At 51.6% G+C, this 17739-nt stretch carries 20 protein-coding genes; 9 read left to right on the top strand and 11 right to left on the bottom strand.

The window, feature by feature from the left end; all coding sequences use genetic code 11:
* The first annotated feature begins 547 nt into the window (after positions 1-547).
* Positions 548-2887, top strand: a complete 2340-nt coding sequence (gene arcB / locus ACFL9S_RS04275; protein WP_405260441.1) for an aerobic respiration two-component sensor histidine kinase ArcB — start codon at positions 548-550, stop codon at positions 2885-2887.
* Positions 2888-3680: 793 nt separating this feature from the next.
* Positions 3681-4406: a monofunctional biosynthetic peptidoglycan transglycosylase gene (gene mtgA, locus ACFL9S_RS04270; protein WP_405260440.1), complete on the top strand. Its 726-nt coding sequence runs from the start codon at positions 3681-3683 to the stop codon at positions 4404-4406.
* Positions 4407-4464: 58 nt separating this feature from the next.
* Here the strand turns inward: mtgA and npr are convergent, their stop codons facing one another.
* The 11 genes from npr to ACFL9S_RS04215 all read right to left on the bottom strand — a co-directional run bounded on the left by npr (position 4465) and on the right by ACFL9S_RS04215 (position 12542).
* Positions 4465-4737, bottom strand: coding sequence for a PTS phosphocarrier protein NPr (gene npr / locus ACFL9S_RS04265; protein ID WP_405260439.1), 273 nt, complete (start codon positions 4735-4737; stop codon positions 4465-4467).
* Positions 4734-5588, bottom strand: coding sequence for an RNase adapter RapZ (rapZ, locus tag ACFL9S_RS04260; RefSeq protein WP_405260438.1), 855 nt, complete (start codon positions 5586-5588; stop codon positions 4734-4736). Before rapZ ends, npr begins: the two co-directional genes overlap by 4 nt.
* Before the next feature lie 110 nt (positions 5589-5698).
* Positions 5699-6181 (bottom strand): PTS IIA-like nitrogen regulatory protein PtsN, encoded by a 483-nt coding sequence (ptsN, locus tag ACFL9S_RS04255; protein ID WP_405260437.1) that lies wholly within the window; start codon positions 6179-6181, stop codon positions 5699-5701.
* A 178-nt stretch (positions 6182-6359) separates the two neighbouring features.
* Positions 6360-6647: a ribosome hibernation promoting factor gene (gene hpf / locus ACFL9S_RS04250; RefSeq protein WP_133844107.1), complete on the bottom strand. Its 288-nt coding sequence runs from the start codon at positions 6645-6647 to the stop codon at positions 6360-6362.
* Positions 6648-6669: 22 nt separating this feature from the next.
* Positions 6670-8103 carry an RNA polymerase factor sigma-54 gene (rpoN, locus tag ACFL9S_RS04245; protein ID WP_405260436.1) on the bottom strand — a complete coding sequence of 478 codons (1434 nt, stop codon included), beginning with the start codon at positions 8101-8103 and terminating at the stop codon, positions 6670-6672.
* Positions 8104-8151: 48 nt separating this feature from the next.
* Positions 8152-8877 (bottom strand): LPS export ABC transporter ATP-binding protein, encoded by a 726-nt coding sequence (gene lptB, locus ACFL9S_RS04240; RefSeq protein ID WP_405260435.1) that lies wholly within the window; start codon positions 8875-8877, stop codon positions 8152-8154.
* A gap of 5 nt (positions 8878-8882) precedes the next feature.
* Positions 8883-9431: a lipopolysaccharide ABC transporter substrate-binding protein LptA gene (gene lptA, locus ACFL9S_RS04235; protein ID WP_200642723.1), complete on the bottom strand. Its 549-nt coding sequence runs from the start codon at positions 9429-9431 to the stop codon at positions 8883-8885.
* Positions 9403-9978 carry an LPS export ABC transporter periplasmic protein LptC gene (gene lptC, locus ACFL9S_RS04230; RefSeq protein WP_405260434.1) on the bottom strand — a complete coding sequence of 192 codons (576 nt, stop codon included), beginning with the start codon at positions 9976-9978 and terminating at the stop codon, positions 9403-9405. Before lptC ends, lptA begins: the two co-directional genes overlap by 29 nt.
* Complete coding sequence (gene kdsC / locus ACFL9S_RS04225) at positions 9975-10541, bottom strand: 3-deoxy-manno-octulosonate-8-phosphatase KdsC (RefSeq protein WP_405260433.1); 567 nt, start codon at positions 10539-10541, stop codon at positions 9975-9977. Before kdsC ends, lptC begins: the two co-directional genes overlap by 4 nt.
* A gap of 18 nt (positions 10542-10559) precedes the next feature.
* Entirely contained in the window at positions 10560-11546 is a 987-nt protein-coding gene (kdsD, locus tag ACFL9S_RS04220) for an arabinose-5-phosphate isomerase KdsD (protein ID WP_405260432.1), read from the bottom strand.
* Between the two features lie 15 nt (positions 11547-11561).
* Complete coding sequence (locus ACFL9S_RS04215) at positions 11562-12542, bottom strand: calcium/sodium antiporter (protein WP_405260431.1); 981 nt, start codon at positions 12540-12542, stop codon at positions 11562-11564.
* Between the two features lie 228 nt (positions 12543-12770).
* Between ACFL9S_RS04215 and mlaF the strand changes: the two genes are divergently transcribed.
* The 7 genes from mlaF (at position 12771) to murA (ending at position 17692) form a co-directional block, all read left to right on the top strand.
* Positions 12771-13592, top strand: a complete 822-nt coding sequence (mlaF, locus tag ACFL9S_RS04210) for a phospholipid ABC transporter ATP-binding protein MlaF (RefSeq protein ID WP_405260430.1) — start codon at positions 12771-12773, stop codon at positions 13590-13592.
* Positions 13592-14374: a lipid asymmetry maintenance ABC transporter permease subunit MlaE gene (mlaE, locus tag ACFL9S_RS04205; protein WP_405260429.1), complete on the top strand. Its 783-nt coding sequence runs from the start codon at positions 13592-13594 to the stop codon at positions 14372-14374. Before mlaF ends, mlaE begins: the two co-directional genes overlap by 1 nt.
* 4 nt (positions 14375-14378) lie before the next feature.
* A complete protein-coding gene (gene mlaD / locus ACFL9S_RS04200) occupies positions 14379-14939 on the top strand; it encodes an outer membrane lipid asymmetry maintenance protein MlaD (protein ID WP_405260428.1) in 561 nt (186 codons plus the stop codon).
* Positions 14939-15574, top strand: coding sequence for a phospholipid-binding protein MlaC (mlaC, locus tag ACFL9S_RS04195; protein WP_405260427.1), 636 nt, complete (start codon positions 14939-14941; stop codon positions 15572-15574). Before mlaD ends, mlaC begins: the two co-directional genes overlap by 1 nt.
* The gene (gene mlaB, locus ACFL9S_RS04190; RefSeq protein WP_405260426.1) at positions 15574-15870 is read left to right on the top strand and encodes a lipid asymmetry maintenance protein MlaB; all 297 of its coding nucleotides are present in this window, start codon (positions 15574-15576) and stop codon (positions 15868-15870) included. Before mlaC ends, mlaB begins: the two co-directional genes overlap by 1 nt.
* Positions 15871-16095: 225 nt before the next feature.
* Positions 16096-16350 carry a BolA family iron metabolism protein IbaG gene (gene ibaG, locus ACFL9S_RS04185; protein WP_062744541.1) on the top strand — a complete coding sequence of 85 codons (255 nt, stop codon included), beginning with the start codon at positions 16096-16098 and terminating at the stop codon, positions 16348-16350.
* Between the two features lie 79 nt (positions 16351-16429).
* Complete coding sequence (gene murA, locus ACFL9S_RS04180) at positions 16430-17692, top strand: UDP-N-acetylglucosamine 1-carboxyvinyltransferase (protein WP_405260425.1); 1263 nt, start codon at positions 16430-16432, stop codon at positions 17690-17692.
* Positions 17693-17739 lie beyond the last annotated feature (47 nt).

The following is a 17739-nucleotide window of genomic DNA, read 5'->3' as shown; positions in this document are numbered from 1 at the left end:
TGCTGGGGTTATTGACAGCAGAATGTGCTGTTAGGGGGTTGATAACCGCAGGAACACACTGTTTTTGGTGTGACGGGTTTTTTGAATTAAACAGGGGGGTGCTATTAGTAAAATTAATCATGCCAGGTGTGATTAATTTTTCATTAATTGTGAATGATTATTCGTTAGGTGTGACGAGAGAATGCGAGTGAGGTAGACCATCGCTATGAAAACTATCAACAAGAGAAAGGCGCGCTGAATCCAGAGCGGCCCTACAGATTATGCAGTTATAAAATTTAGTCAATATCTTAAAGGGTAACTTTTTGCTGAGAGGGCAAAAAAATTTTGCAGTCGGCAGCCCTTGTGAGAATGCTGCCAGGCCTGGTTTTGCCACCAATTGCCGTCTCTTGCCGCACGGCGCGGATAATCCCGTCATAACCCCCGGTGGGCTGTGGGTGCTGCTGCACTATTACTGTGCAGGTTTCTGTCCGGATGGCCGCTAGATAGCGCGTTGGTCTTTTGTCCAATTCCGGTATGATTGCCGCTATCCGGCTGGAAGGAATCCTTTATGAAACAAATTCGGTTATTAGCGCAGTACTACGTTGATTTGATGGTCAAACTGGGGCTGGTGCGCTTCTCGCTGCTGCTGGCATCGGCGCTGGTGGTACTGGCCATGATTGTGCAGATGGCGGTCACCATGGTGCTACGCGGTCATGTCGAAAGTATCGATATGGTACGTTCGGTATTTTTCGGTCTGCTGATCACGCCCTGGGCGGTCTATTTCCTCTCGGTGGTGGTGGAGCAACTTGAAGAATCGCGTCAGCGTCTTGCCCGGCTGGTCGATAAGCTGGAAGAGATGCGCAACCGTGATTTGGAACTTAATCAGCAGATGCAGGGCAATATCACTCAGTTAAATCAGGAAATTACTGACCGCATTAAGGCCGAAGAGGCTCGATTGCAGGTGGTGGCGAAGCTGAAAGAGGAAATGGCGCGGCGTGAAGAAGCGCAAATCGAACTCGAACAACAATCCTCTTTCCTGCGTTCATTCCTTGATGCCTCCCCTGACCTCGTGTTCTACCGCAATATTGACCAGCAGTTCTCCGGCTGTAACCGCGCGATGGAGTTGCTTACGGGCAAAAGCGAAAAACAGCTTATCGGCCTGACACCCAAAGATGTCTACGACGATGATGCGGCGACCAAGGTGCTGGAAACTGATGAGAAAGTCTTCCGTCATAATGTTTCTCTGACTTACGAACAATGGCTGCAATATCCCGACGGGCGCAAAGCCTGTTTTGAAATCCGTAAGGTGCCTTATTACGACCGTGTCGGGAAACGTAGCGGACTGATGGGCTTTGGACGCGATATAACCGAGCGTAAGCGTTACCAGGACGCGTTAGAGAATGCCAGTAGGGAGAAGACCACCTTTATCTCCACTATCAGCCACGAGCTTCGTACGCCGCTTAATGGCATTGTCGGTTTGAGCCGTATTCTTTTGGATACTCGCCTCAACCAGGAACAGCTGAAGTATCTTAAAACCATCCATGTTTCGGCTATTACACTGGGTAACATTTTCAATGATGTGATTGAGATGGACAAAATCGAGCGACGCAAAGTGCAGCTGGATAATCAGCCTATTGATTTCACAGGGTTCCTCGCCGATCTCGAAAACCTCTCCGGCTTGCTGGCCGAGCCAAAAGGGCTGAAGTTCGTGCTGGCACCTTCGCTACCGCTGCCCCACAAAATCATTGCTGATGGCACGCGCCTACGTCAGATCCTGTGGAACCTGATTGGCAACGCGGTGAAGTTTACTCAGCAAGGGGAAATTGTGGTGCGGGTTGGCTATCAGCAGGATGACTGCTTGTGCTTCGAAGTAGAAGACTCCGGTATGGGCATTCCGCAGGATGAGCAGGACAAAATTTTTGCCATGTATTACCAGGTGAAAGATCAGCGTGGCGGCAAACCGGCGACGGGGACGGGGATCGGGCTGGCAGTCTCCCGCCGTCTGGCACAGAGCATGGGAGGCGACATCAGCGTACACAGCGCGCCTGGGCAGGGCTCCTGCTTCACCCTGACGCTCAACGCGCCGCGTGTGGATGAAGAGGTCAAAGATGAACAGCTGGAAGACGATCTGCCGCTGCCTGCCTTGCACGTACTGCTGGTGGAAGATATTGAGTTGAACGTGGTCGTCGCGCGTTCCGTGCTTGAGAAGCTGGGTAACAGCGTTGAAGTGGCGATGACCGGGCAAGCCGCACTGGATATGTTTGACCCGGACGAGTTCGATCTGGTGTTGCTGGATATCCAGTTACCCGATATGACGGGGCTGGATGTCGCACGTACGCTCCATCAGCGTCATGCTGGAGAGCGTCTGCCGCCGCTGGTGGCGCTCACAGCGAATGTCCTGAAGGATAAGCGTGAATACCTTGATGCGGGTATGGATGACGTTCTGAGTAAGCCTCTGGCCGTTCCTGCCCTCACAGCGATGATCAAAAAATACTGGGATTTCCAGGCAATCGATCTGCCTGATGCACCGGAGTTCAATATGGATGAGAAAGAGCTGGCGCTTCTGGATGTGCCTATGCTTGAGCAATATATCGAGCTGGTTGGGCCGAAATTGATCCATCAGAGTCTGGCGATGTTCGAACAGATGATGCCGGGTTACCTGGCGGTGCTGGACTCCAACATGATGGCACGGGATCAGAAAGGGATCGCGGAAGAGGGACACAAAATTAAAGGCGCTGCGGGTTCCGTAGGTCTGACGCATTTGCAGCAGATTGCAAAACAGATTCAAAGCCCTGAGCTGCCTGCATGGTGGGATAACGTTCAAGAATGGATCGATGAGCTAAAACAAGAGTGGCGCAATGACGTGGAAGTGTTACGGCAATGGGTGACTGACGCTGAAAAAAAATGACCCCGACCGAAGCCGGGGTGCGCGAATACTGCGCCAGCACCAGGGAAAAAGGTCCTCCTGAGCTATTCTGATAGTCATCGTCGAGAGCTCAGGTTCAGGTATTGGGTGAACATAACAATGCTCAGTCACTACTTTAGCAAATCTTGTGTCACATGTTACCGGATTCATTAAAATGTGTGATGTTGAGCAGCGTTCGTAAACAGAAGAACCGATTTTTACAATCTAGTCAAGCGACGAATTGCATTTTACGATAATACGCATGTTTATTGAACGATCGTGATTTTTCTGCTGTTCGTGAGATTGACGTAAACTTTTTGTTCTGATGCTTTTTTCTTAGGTACGAGAGTCTCACTGCTGTAATCGGATTTTTATACTTTAACTTAATGTTTTGTATGGATTTTGTTGGTTTTTTGGCTCTTCCTTCCGAAACGTTTTGGTTTCTGCTAGCACAAATTACCGAATCACCCTCCGGCGGCCAGTAAATGCTGACTCCGTTCAGCAGGATAAAAAGCGCTTTCCGCCTCGGTAAAACGTTGGAAAACGGACTCTAAGGTCAAATGCACGCGTGATTTTCTTTATATGAGAGTGAATAATCAAAAGCTTCCTGATGAAATTTATAAGCAGGACGAACCAATTGATTTAGTGTGTTTTCTGCTTCCGACAGATCCATCGTGGAGTGAAGGTAAAGTGCATGATTTAATGGAACCGATTCCGGTTATGTCGGATTAACTGACAATGATGGAGGAATCCTGGTGTATTTTCATACTGATAAATTTTGGGCGGATCCTCGGGTATGAGTCGTAATAAATTGCGCGTGATGGCGCGGATCAAGTCGGGTTTATTTCGCCTGGTCCTGGGCGTAATGGGTTTATGGGTTGGCGGGATTGTCATTTTTGCCTTTTTACCGGTGCCATTTTCTGCCGTCATGGTCGAACGGCAACTGGGTGCCTGGTTCAGTGGTGACTTCCGCTATGTGGCCCATTCTGACTGGGTGGCGATGGACGAGATTTCACCGTGGATGGCGCTGGCAGTGATTGCCTCTGAAGATCAGAAGTTCCCGACACACTGGGGGTTTGATGTCGCCGCTATTCAGTCGGTGCTGGACAGTAGCAATGAGAAGGCTGGCATGCGCGGCGCATCAACACTTTCGCAGCAAACGGCTAAAAACGTATTTCTCTGGGACGGAAGGAGTTGGGTGCGTAAAGGACTGGAGGCAGGGCTGACTGTAGGGATTGAAACGGTATGGACCAAACGCCGGATTCTTACTGTTTATCTTAACGTGGCAGAGATGGGGAAAGGGGTGTTTGGCGTAGAGGAAGCCTCTCAGCGCTATTTCCATAAACCGGCCAGCCGACTGTCTATGTCTGAAGCGGCGCTGCTGGCTGCGGTGCTACCTAATCCGATTCGTTTCAGGGCCGATGCGCCGTCTGGCTATGTGCGCCAGCGTCAGCAGTGGATCCTGCAGCAGATGCGTCAGCTCGGTGGTGAGGGTTTCCTGCAGGAACATAAGTTACGTTGATTCTGGCGGGGAATGGCTAACAGACCGGCTGAAGCGCCGGTCTGATCAGGGTTGATGATTAATCTTCGTCGAATCCGGCGTTAAACAGGTCGATGACGGCCGCCAGCGCATCTTCCTCTTGCGGGCCACTGGCTTCCACTTCGATATGGCCGCCTTTAGCGGAGTCCAGCATCAGCAGCGCAATCACGCTGCTGGCTTCCGCTTCGGTGCCGCTTTCATTACGCAGCAGCACTTCTGCATCAAAACTCTGCACCAGTTCGAACAGCTTCATCGCCGGGCGCGCGTGCATACCCAGCTTATTTTTAATCTCAACGGTTTGTTTTACGGTCATGTTTTGCGTTTTTCCAGCGTACGGTGACGAGACTGAACATTTTTACCGCGCGAGCGGAAATAATCCGCCAGCTGCTCGGCAATATACACGGAACGATGTTTACCGCCGGTACAACCGATAGCCACTGTCAGATAGCTACGGTTATTGGTTTCCAGCATCGGTAACCACAACTCCAGGTAGCTGCGCGTCTGATAGATAAAGTTATGCACCTCAGTATGACGATCGAGGAAGGCCGCAACAGGGCGGTCAAGACCGGTCATCGGACGCAGTTTTGGATCCCAGTGTGGGTTCGGCAGAAAACGGACGTCAAACACATAATCGGCATCAATAGGAATACCGTGTTTGAACCCGAACGATTCGAACACCATGGTCAGTTCACGTTCACGTTTCCCCAGCAGGCGCGTACGCAGCATCTCTGCCAGTTCGTGCACTGACATTTCTGAGGTGTCGATAATCAAATCGGCACGGGAACGTAGCGGTTCCAGCAGATCGCTCTCTTCATCGATGGCACTTTCCAGCGACAGATTTTTACTGGAGAGCGGATGCAGGCGACGGGTATCGCTATAACGACGGATTAAGGTATTACGGTCAGCATCCAGAAACAGAAGCTGCGGCGAAAAACAGTCTGGCAAATTGGTGAGTGCAGTTTCAAACACCTCCGGTGATTCCGGCATGTTGCGGACATCAATGCTCACTGCAGCAGATATGTTGCGCTCAGCCAGCGAATTAGCCAGATCAGGCAGCAATACCACAGGGAGGTTATCCACGCAGTAAAAACCCATGTCTTCCAGCGCGCGTAACGCCACTGATTTCCCTGAGCCTGAGCGACCGCTGACGATCATCAGCACCATTTCACGTTTCCCCCAATTTAACCCGCTGTCCCTGATACCTGAAGCTACACCAGCACTGCATTTCGCTGCGTTGTTGCAACTTCACTGTGTCGGGGATTGTTGCAGAATGACTAACTTTCTTCGTGATCTTCCGTGATGATCTCGTAAAGATCTTCATCGCTTTGTGCGGCGCGCAGGCGTTTAAGAACGGTTTTATCCGCCAGGCGCTTGGCAACCAGAGAGAGTGTGTGAAGATGCGTTTTGCACTGATCTGCTGGCACCAGCAGGGCAAACAACAGGTCCACGGGCTGATTATCAATCGCATCAAACGCGATGGGCTGATCAAGACGAATAAAGACACCGACTGCGCGTAGCGTGTCTTCTTCCAGCTTGCCGTGCGGGATGGCAATGCCATTACCGATACCGGTACTGCCCATTCTTTCGCGCGTCAGAATCGCTTCAAAAATTGTCTGATGCGGGAGGTTGAGCTGTTTCGCCGCAAGTTCGCTGATAATTTCCAGCGCACGTTTTTTGCTTTGGCAATGCACACCATTACGGGTACACGAGACGCTCAACACGGAGCCCAGTTCCAGTTTCAAATCATTGTTCATCATAGTTTCACTTCACTTTTCACTTCCGCAGGCAGGACACTCTTTACCAACGTTCAGATCAAGAGATTAACATGCCGTATTGATTAACGGCTCGTATTCCCGGAAGAATACGAGCCGATACCGCTTTCAGCATAAGCCTGAAGAAGCGGGTTGCTGAAACACCATCAATGCATTGTGAGATTTAGTGTTGTTTTAGCTTATCTTTGTGTTTATTCAACTGGCGAGTGAGCTTGTCGATCAAGCCGTCAATCGCCGCGTACATGTCTTTATCTTCCGAGGTGGCATGCAGCTCGCCGCCATTCACATGCAATGTTGCATCGGCAATTTGCGTCACTTTCTCCACTTTTAAAACAATATAGACCTGGTTGATCCGGTCAAAGTATTGCTCCAGTTTGGCAAACTTCGCTGTCACAAACTCGCGCAATGGCTCGGTGATTTCAACGTGTTGTCCAGTGATATTGAGCTGCATAGTGTCTTCCTTCTCTGTTCGTTCAGACCAGCTGTTTGCGCTGATTTGATGGCGGGATGGATAAAGACTCTCGGTATTTTGCCACAGTGCGCCGTGCCACCATAATTCCCTGTTCGGAAAGCATGGAGGTGAGCTTGCTGTCGCTGAGTGGTTTGACGGGATTCTCCGCCGAGATTAATTTCTTCACCAGTGCACGAATTGCCGTGGAGGAGGCTTCGCCACCCCCTTCGGTATTGACGTGACTGGAGAAAAAATACTTAAGTTCAAAAATACCACGTGGACTGTGCAGGTACTTCTGGGTGGTCACACGGGAAATGGTCGATTCATGCATTTCGACGGCACTGGCAATATCGGCCAGCACCATCGGGCGCATATATTCTTCGCCCTGTTCGAAAAAGGCTTGCTGCTGATCCACGATGCAGCGTGTCACTTTCAGCAGCGTATCATTTCGGCTTTCCAGGCTTTTTATCAGCCATTTCGCTTCCTGCAAATTACTGCGGATAAACTGCGAATCACTGTCGCTACGCGAGCTTGAGCCTAGTGAAGCATAATGCTGGTTAATCTTCAGACGCGGTACGCTGTCTGCATTCAACTCGACCATCCAGCGGTTGCTGACTTTACGTACCAGCACATCCGGGATGACATACTCCGGTTCCTGAGTATTGATCGATTGGCCTGGGCGCGGATCGAGCGTTTGAATAACCTGCATTGCCCCCTTCAGCACCTCTTCCTTAAGGCGTGTGACGCGCATCAGGCTGCGGAAATCATGGTTGGCCAGCAGATCGAGATGCTCACTGACAATCAGGCGGGCTTCTTTCAGCAGCGGCACATCTGACGCGAACTGGGAGAGCTGTACCAGTAAACAGTCGCGCAGATCGCGGGCGCAGACGCCTACCGGATCAAAACGCTGTACACGTTTCAGCACCGCTTCCACTTCGTCGATGGTTAACTCGTCGTTACCAATACTCTCAAGGACTTCTTCCAGCGATGCGGTCAGGTAACCCGTGTCGTCGACGGCATCAACAATAGAGGTGGCAATCGCCCGATCGGTATCGGTAAAAGGCGTTAGCTCCACCTGCCACATCAGATAATCCTGTAGCGTCTGGGTGGTTTCACCCTGATAAACAGGTAATTCATCGTCATGGTAGTCGGTGCCTGTGCCGGACGGCGTCCCTGCGGTGTAGATCTCATCCCAGGTTGCATCCAGTGGAAGCTCCTCGGGCATGTCTTTCTGTTCCAGCGCTTCCCGGGTATCCAGCGCTTCTGTTTCCTGATATTCGCGGGTATCAACTTCTTCGTGAATGTCGGTCTGTTCAAGCAACGGGTTACTTTCCAGCGCCAGCTGAATTTCCTGCTGTAGTTCAAGCGTAGAGAGTTGCAGCAGGCGAATGGCCTGCTGCAGTTGTGGCGTCATGGCAAGCTGTTGACTCAGCCTGAGTTGTAAACCTTGCTTCATATTCAGAGTATTAATTCCCCAGAAAACTGCCCGAATGTGAACACCTTATCAGAGTCTGAACTCTTCGCCCAAATAGACACGCTTAACTTGTTCATCGGCCAGGATTTCTTCCGGGGTGCCGTGGGCAATCAGATGCCCCTGGCTGACGATATAGGCACGCTCACACACTGCCAGCGTTTCACGTACGTTATGGTCGGTGATCAGCACGCCGAGGCCGCTGTCACGCAGGTGTTCAATAATCTTTTTAATATCAATAACTGAAATCGGGTCAACACCGGCAAACGGCTCATCCAGCAGGATGAACTTTGGATTGGCGGCTAGCGCACGGGCAATTTCTACGCGGCGGCGTTCACCGCCTGATAGCGCCTGACCAAGGCTGTCACGTAAATGTTCGATGTGAAACTCTTCCAGCAGTTCATTCGCGCGATCTTCACGCTGCTCACTGGTCAGGTCATCACGAATTTGCAGTACCGCCATAAGGTTATCGTAAACACTCAGACGGCGGAAAATAGAGGCTTCCTGTGGCAGATAGCCAATGCCCCGACGTGCACGCGCATGCAGCGGCAGAATGCTGATGTCTTCATCGTCGATCACGATACGACCTGCATCACGCGGCACGATGCCAACCACCATGTAAAACGTGGTGGTCTTGCCTGCACCGTTCGGACCCAGCAGGCCCACGATTTCGCCAGACTTCACTTGCAGGCTGACATCTTCAACCACGCGGCGGCCTTTGTAAGCCTTCGCGAGGTTTTCTGCAATTAAGGTTGCCATGTTCGTTAGTTACTCTTTTTCTGACCGTTTGACGGAGTGCCTTTGTCCTGCAACTGCGATGGCACCAGAACGGTAGTGACACGTTTACCGGTGCTGCCGAAGGCCTGCATTTTCTGCTCTTTGACCAGATAGGTGATGCGATCGCCTTTGACGTTGCTGTCGAGCTGCTCCAGATAAGCGTTGCCGGTTAATTCCACCAGGTCTTTCGCTAACTCGTAATGCATTTTCTGGGCGTGACCCTGCACGGGTTTGCCGCTGTCCTGCATCTGGTAGAAGGTTGCCGGATTGCCGTAGGCATCAACAATGGTTTTATTGCTGTCACCACCTGGACGGGTTACGACCACTTTGTCGGCCGTGATTTTGATCGTTCCCTGCGTCACAATGACTTTGCCGGTAAACGTGGCAACGTTGCCCTGCATATCCAGCGCCTGATTTTCCGAGTCGACGTTCACCGGTTTATCCGAATCGCCCGTTAACGCTAAAGCGGGAACGCTTACGGCGAACAGCAGGGTTGCAGTCAGTAACTTAAGGCTTTTGTTCATTTTGAATTTCATAAGATGTTTTGACCTTTTCAATCAACTCGGCAGTTTTCTTCCGTAAATTCCCACGCATCTTCATACCTGTAGAGTTAAAGCTGCGGCCATAAAGTGTGACCTGATCGTCCGAGGTTACATCCTGAGTCGTCAGGTTAATTTGCGCATTGTCTGTTTTGATGCGTTCAAGCTGTGCGTCTTTCGTCAGGCTATTCACTTCCACATGCCCGTAAAGATACAGCATGCGGTCGTTAGTGAGTTTGGCCTTGTCCCCCCGCACTGACCAGGTTGGAACCTTGTTCTCATCGTAGGTGGTCATCACCGGGTTATCGAACCAGGTCACAGCATCCGTCGAAAAATAGGTCACCTTGTCAGAAACCAGCTTGTAGCTCAGTGCCCCTGTTGGGTTATAAACTACCGTATGTGAGTTATCACTCATATAGGTGGGTTCATTATTGTCCTGCGTTGCTGCACCGTCGTTGTCATCGGTCGCAGTCAGATTCCAGCCAATCAGCACAATGGCGATCAGTGCCAGTATCAGCGTCATCCAGCGTCTTGTTTTACTCATACCGACTGCCCTTTGGCCTCGTCAAACTTGCCCTGTGCAATCAGGATTAGATCGCAAATTTCCCGGACTGCACCACGACCACCCGCAATGCGAGTCACGTAGTGAGCGCGGGGAAGCAAAATGGGGTGCGCATCAGCAACTGTCACACTCAGGCCGACTTCAGCCATGACCGGCCAGTCGATCAGGTCATCACCAATATAGGCAACCTGCTCCGCACTGAGTGACAGTGTATCCAGAAGTTCATGGAAGGCCAAAAGCTTATCCGTTTGTCCCTGGTAAAGATGAGTAATCCCTAAGGTGGCACAGCGATCTTCCAGCAGTTTGGCTTTACGGCCAGTAATAATAGCCACTTCAATCCCGGAGGTGAGCAGGCAGCGAATACCATAACCATCACGTACGTTGAATGCTTTTAGTTCTTCACCATTGTTACCCTGGTAGATCACGCCGTCTGACATGACGCCGTCTACATCACAAATCAACAGTTTTATGCTTTGTGCTTGTATCATCACCTGTTGGCTGACCGGGCCGTAGCAGGTGTCAACGGTGGCTGCTGAATGACTCATTTCTGTTCACTTCCTTTGTTAAACCACACCAGCACGTAGCATGTCATGCATATGCACCACGCCCAGTAGTGTGTCGCCGTCGGCGACCATCACGGAGGTAATATTTTTATTTTGCATCAGATTCAGCGCATCCACTGCCAGGGTATTCGGCCGAACGCGGATGCCGCCTGGAGTCATCACACTTTCGATACCGGCATGCTGGATATCAATGCCCATATCGAAGACGCGGCGTAAGTCGCCATCGGTAAAGATGCCTTCGATTTTCATCAAATCGTTGCAGATTACCGTCATTCCTATATTTTTACGCGTTATTTCCAGCAGTGCATCACGCAGTGAAGCATCACGGCTCACGTGCGGCATGTCGCTACCTGAGTGCATGATATCATCAACACGTAGCAGGAGCTTACGCCCCAGCGCACCGCCTGGATGAGACAGCGCAAAATCTTCCTGTGTGAAGCCACGTGCTTTCAGCAGGGCAACGGCCAGGGCATCCCCCATGACCAGTGTTGCCGTGGTGCTGGTGGTTGGCGCCAGGCCCAGCGGGCAAGCTTCCTGTGGCACTTTAACACACAGATGCACATCCGCTGCGCGACCCATTGCACTTTCCGGGCGGCTGGTGAGGCAAATCAACGTGACTCGCAGGCGTTTTAGCACCGGGATCAGCGCCAGAATTTCGGAAGACTCACCGGAGTTAGAGATGGCCAATACCACGTCATTGGGACTGACCATACCCAGGTCACCGTGACTGGCTTCAGCAGGGTGGACAAAAAAGGATGGCGTACCTGTGCTGGCAAAGGTGGCGGCTATCTTCTTACCGATATGTCCCGATTTTCCCATTCCCATGACCACCACTTTGCCACCGCAGCGATAAATCAGGTTGCAGGCATGGGTGAAATCGTCGTTTATGTACTGATCGAGCTGTTCTAACCCTTCACGTTCAATCCGCAATACTTCTTTCCCGGCCTGTTGAAAGTCAAAGTCGGGATCAGCAGTGATATGCGCCATAGTAGTCCAGTCCTTTTACCAGAAAGTCACAGAGGGGAACTCATACAGCATCCCCACCCAGACGATAAATCCGCACAGCAACAACGCGCCAGCCAACCGACCAATGCGACGACTGCGCTGCAAACAGATTAATGTGAACAGCGCACTGACACCCAGCATCACCCAGTAGTCACGGGCGAAGATAGCGGTGTCGAGCGTGCCGGGATGAATCAGCGCCGGGATACCCAGCACAATCGCGATATTATAGATGTTTGAACCAATCAGGTTTCCGACGGCGATATCATCTTCGCCTTTTAATGCGCCAGCAATCACGGTGGCCAGTTCTGGCAGGCTGGTGCCCACTGAAATGATGGTCAGGCCAATCACCAGTTCACTCACGCCAAAATAATCAGCAATGACTGTCGCATTATCGATAACCATACGCGTAGACATGGGCAACAGAATCAGGGCTACGGCCAGCCACAGAAAAGCGACGGTATTTCCTGCATCATCACGCGGCAGTTCGGCCAACTGCTCCCGCGTCAGTGAATCATTGCCTTCTCGTTCAGCACGACGTGCTATTTTAATAATGAATAACAGATAGATGGCAGCAATAGCGATGAGTGCCAGGCCATCATTTCGGCTCAGTTCGTTGTCGAACAGCGTCACGCCGCACAGCAGGGTAACCAGCAGCATCAGTGGCAGTTCGCGCCGGATAAGGTTCGAATGTACGGTCAGTGGATGCAGTAGCGCAGCGCCTCCCAATATCAGCAAAATATTGGTAATATTCGACCCCATCGCTGTTCCGACGGCAATATCCATCTGGCCATGTGTGGCGGCAGAGAACGAGACAATCAGCTCGGGCAATGAAGTGCCGATGCCCACCACGGTCATCCCGATAATTAACGGGGGAATACCGAAGGATCTGCACAAGATAGCGGCGCTAAACACCAGACGATCGGCTCCATAAACCAGTAAGACTAAACCGATAATCAGTAGTGCTGTAGCGACGAGCATGAAGTGTCCTTGTGGTCAGGTATTATCGTCGAGGGCGGCTGGCGACAACGAAGTCAGGCATGGAAAATTTAATGGCAGTGATTTTGACGGTCTCAGGGCAAAAAGTAAAACTTATGCCAACTTTAGCTACGTCCCAGAGGTAAGATTCTGTAAAAATGCCCGGCCCGAAGGGTAATACGTTACTATCGGGGGTAAATTAATCGCCTAAAAATAAAGATAGAGGTAACTATGAGCCAGGCGGAGACGAATCTGGTGGATGTCCGGGGTGTGAGTTTCTCCCGTGGCAACCGTCCGATTTTCGATAACATCTCGCTTACGGTGCCCAAAGGGAAAGTCACCGCCATTATGGGGCCATCCGGCATTGGTAAAACCACGCTGTTGCGCCTGATAGGCGGACAAATCCCGCCTGACAGCGGTGAAATCTGGTTCAATGGTGAGAACATCCCCACGCTGTCGCGTTCGCGTCTTTACGAAGCGCGTAAGAAGATGAGTATGCTGTTTCAGTCAGGTGCGCTGTTTACCGATCTCAGCGTTTTTGACAACGTTGCATGGCCGCTGCGTGAACATTCCCAGCTTCCAGAACCTTTGCTGAACAGTACAGTGATGATGAAACTGGAAGCCGTGGGATTACGCGGTGCCGCAAATCTGAAACCGTCTGAACTGTCTGGCGGGATGGCGCGACGTGCCGCTCTGGCCCGTGCGATTGCACTCGAACCCGATCTGATTATGTTCGACGAACCGTTTGTGGGGCAGGACCCGATTACTATGGGCGTACTGGTGAAGTTAATCGATGAGCTAAATCATGCTTTAGGTGTCACCTGCATTGTGGTTTCTCACGATGTGCCTGAAGTGCTAAGCATTGCCGATTACGCCTATATTATTGCCGATCAAAAAGTGATTGCGCAGGGCACCGCCCCGCAGTTACGTGAAAATGATGATGCTCGCGTGCGTCAGTTTATTGATGGTATTGCTGACGGGCCGGTGCCATTCCGTTTCCCGGCAGGGGATTATCTGCAAGATTTAGTTGGCTCAGGGAGGGTGACAGACTGATGTTTCTAAGAGCACTGGCGTCACTCGGGCGAACAGGCATTAATACCTGCGCCTCTTTTGGCCGTGCAGGGTTGATGTTATTCCATGCATTGTTTGGCATTCCTCGCTTTCGTAAACATGCGCCACTGCTGATAAAACAGTTGTACAGCGTCGGCGTGATGTCGTTACTCATTATCGTGGTCTCCGGGCTGTTTATTGGCATGGTATTGGGCCTGCAGGGTTATCTGGTGCTGAAGACATACAGTGCGGAAACAGGCCTGGGCATGATGGTCGCACTGTCGCTGCTGCGCGAACTGGGGCCGGTTGTTACCGCGCTGTTGTTCGCCGGGCGTGCCGGTTCGGCACTGACGGCCGAAATTGGCCTGATGAAAGCCACTGAGCAGCTTTCCAGTATGGAAATGATGGCAGTTGACCCTTTGCGACGCATTATCTCTCCGCGTTTCTGGGCGGGTGTTATCAGCATGCCGTTGCTGACACTGATCTTTGTTGCTGTCGGGATCCTCGGTGGCGGGCTGGTGGGCGTGAGCTGGAAGGGCATCGATCCTGGCTTCTTTTGGTCAGCAATGCAGAATGCAGTCGACCTGCGCACCGATATTATTAACTGCGTGATCAAGAGTGCCGTCTTTGCGGTGACTGTCACCTGGATTGCGCTGTTTAACGGCTATGACGCCATCCCGACCTCTGAAGGGATCAGTCGGGCAACGACGCGTACCGTAGTACATGCTTCACTGGCAGTGCTCGGTCTGGATTTTGTGCTTACAGCACTGATGTTTGGGAACTGATTCAATGCAAACGAAAAAAAGTGAGATTTGGGTAGGTGCCTTTTTACTGCTGGCGCTGTGCGCGATTATTTTTCTCTGTCTGCGCGTTGCCGACCTCAAGTCACTAGGGAATGAGCCGACCTGGAAGTTGTATGCCACTTTCGACAACATTGGTGGCCTGAAAGCAGGCTCTCCGGTGAAAGTTGGCGGTGTGGTGATTGGCCGGGTAGAAGAGATCACCCTTGACCCCAAAAATTACTCACCTAAGGTCACGATGGATATTGAAGATAAATATAACAATATCCCTGACACCAGTTCTTTGGCGGTGCGCACTTCCGGCCTGCTGGGTGAGCAATATCTGGCCCTGAACATCGGGTTTGATGACCCGGAAATGGGAACGGCTACGCTTAAAGATGGCAGCACGTTGCAGGACACCAAATCTGCCATGGTGCTGGAGGATTTGATCGGACAGTTCCTGTACAAAAGTGGCAACGGTGACGATAAGAACCAAAATTCATCTGCGTCGGGTGACGAGCCGGCCTCAGTGCCCGCCCCGGCGGCGACAACTCCAGAAGAGGGCAAGTAATGTTTAAACGTTTACTGATGGTGGCGATGCTGGTGATCGCGCCAGTGGCAGCCAATGCCGCAGCGGATCAGACCGATCCGTATAAGTTAATGGACGAAGCAGCCGCGAAAACCTTTACCCGGTTGAAGACGGAACAACCTAAAATTAAGCAGGATCCTAACTATCTGCGTCAGATTGTTCGTGAAGAACTGCTGCCGTATGTGCAGATCAAATACGCCGGGGCGTTAGTCCTTGGTCGCTACTATAAAGAGGCTACGCCAGCACAGCGTGATGCCTATTTCAAAGCCTTCGGTGACTATCTGGCACAGGCTTATGGCCAGGCGCTGGCGATGTACAACGGGCAAACATACCAGATTGCTCCGCCTCAGCCGCTGGGGGATGCCAATATTATTGCTATTCGAGTGACCATTGTTGATCCGAACGGTCGCCCGCCGGTAAGGCTGGACTTCCAGTGGCGTAAAAACAGTGTCTCTAATCACTGGCAGGCTTACGACATGATTGCGGAAGGTGTCAGCATGATCACCACCAAGCAGAACGAGTGGAGTGACACCCTGCGTAAGAAAGGAATCGACGGTCTGACTGAGTTGTTGAAGTCCTACTCACAGCAACCCATTACCCTCGATAAGCAGTCGTAATGAGCGAACAACTGCGTTGGGAGGTAGAGACGGATAATCTGCGTCTCTTCGGGGAACTGGAACGTGAAACGCTGTTGCCACTTTGGCAGCAGCGGGAAGCGGTTATGGAGTGGGTCGAAACGATCGATGTTTCCGGGCTGGAACGTGTGGACTCCGGTGGTCTGGCATTGCTGGTTCATCTGCGGCAGATTGCGATACAGCGCGGAAGAGTACCGCAGTTTACTGGCATCACCGATAAACTCAGTTCGTTGATCACGCTTTACAACCTGCAGAAAATTATTGTCGATAGCGACTGAACCGTCAAAACTGATGTGCCGCGTAGCGACAGCGGAACACCTTGAGTTTGCTCATTTTTACTTCAGGAACTGGTCCGCCGGTTCCTCATTTACCTTGCCTCCGTATTGTTATCCATTCTCATTTACTCTTTTTCTGTTGGCACAGGCATTTTTTGCTTGTTTAAGAGTGGGTCGGATTCCACTAAGATGTGTGCCTGTTTATTATCAAGTGAATTTGAAAGCATCATGGAAAATAGTGAAATTCAGTCCGTGCTGATGGGCGCGTTACCGCTGCAGGAAGTCCACGTTACTGGTGATGGCAGCCACTTCCAGGTGATTGCCGTCGGTGAACTGTTCGGCGAGCTGAGCCGTGTGAAGAAGCAACAGACGGTCTATGCACCCCTGATGGCTTACATCGCCGATAACCGTATTCATGCGGTTTCCATCAAAACTTATACCCCTGAAGAGTGGGCGCGTGACCGTAAACTAAACGGTTTTTAAGCTGTGCAGCGTTCGCCACGTTTGGCGTGGTGAGAGTCTGAACAGCAGATTTTTTGACAGACAACAGAGAGCAGTTGCAATGGATAAATTTCGTGTACAGGGTCCGACCCGCCTGAGTGGTGAAGTCACAATTTCCGGGGCTAAAAATGCCGCATTACCGATCCTGTTCGCTGCTTTGTTGGCTGAAGAGCCGGTAGAGATCCAGAATGTCCCGAAACTGAAGGACATCGATACCACCATGAAACTGCTCAGTCAGTTGGGTGTGAAAGCTGAACGTAATGGTTCCGTGCATCTTGATGCCAGTGACGTCAATATCTTCTGCGCGCCTTACGACCTGGTGAAGACCATGCGTGCTTCTATCTGGGCGTTGGGGCCGCTGGTGGCACGTTTTGGCCAGGGACAGGTATCACTGCCTGGCGGCTGCGCCATCGGTGCCCGCCCGGTTGACCTGCATATCACGGGTCTGGAACAACTTGGCGCAGAGATCAAACTGGAAGAAGGCTATGTGAAGGCTTCGGTTAATGGGCGCCTGAAGGGCGCGCATATTGTGATGGATAAGGTCAGCGTAGGTGCTACCGTCACCATCATGAGTGCCGCAACATTGGCAACCGGAACAACGGTTATTGAAAATGCTGCGCGTGAGCCAGAAATTGTTGATACCGCAAATTTCCTGAATACGCTGGGCGCGAAAATCACCGGTGCTGGCAGCGATCGTATTACTATCGAAGGCGTAGAACGCCTGGGTGGTGGTGTGTATCGCGTGCTGCCTGACCGTATCGAGACCGGGACATTCCTGGTGGCGGCGGCGATCTCCGGCGGCAAAGTGGTCTGTCGTGCAGCTCAACCGGATACACTGGATGCCGTGCTGGCTAAATTGCGTGAAGCCGGTGCGGATATCGAAGTGGGTAGCGACTGGATCAGCCTGGATATGCACGGTAAGCGGCCAAAAGCGGTAAACCTGCGTACGGCGCCACACCCAGGTTTCCCGACCGATATGCAGGCTCAGTTCAGCCTGTTGAATCTGGTGGCAGAAGGTACGGGCGTGATCACCGAGACCATTTTCGAGAACCGTTTCATGCATGTGCCAGAGTTGGTACGCATGGGCGCACACGGTGAAATTGAGAGCAATACGCTGATTTGCTATGGCGTGGAGAAACTTTCAGGTGCTCAGGTGATGGCGACCGATCTGCGTGCTTCCGCCAGCCTGGTTCTTGCAGGCTGTATTGCTGAAGGTACGACGCTGGTGGATCGTATCTACCACATCGACCGTGGTTATGAACACATTGAAGATAAGCTGATGGCGCTGGGCGCAAATATTCAGCGTATCAGCGGCGAAGAGTAATCTTCCCGCAATAAAAAAGGGCCGGTATTGAACTGAACCCCAAAACC

The organism is Erwinia sp. AnSW2-5, from assembly GCF_045107195.1.
Classification (GTDB): Bacteria; Pseudomonadota; Gammaproteobacteria; order Enterobacterales; family Enterobacteriaceae; genus Erwinia.
Note: the sequence above shows the minus strand (reverse complement) of the source record. Positions and strands in the feature narration are given on the sequence as shown.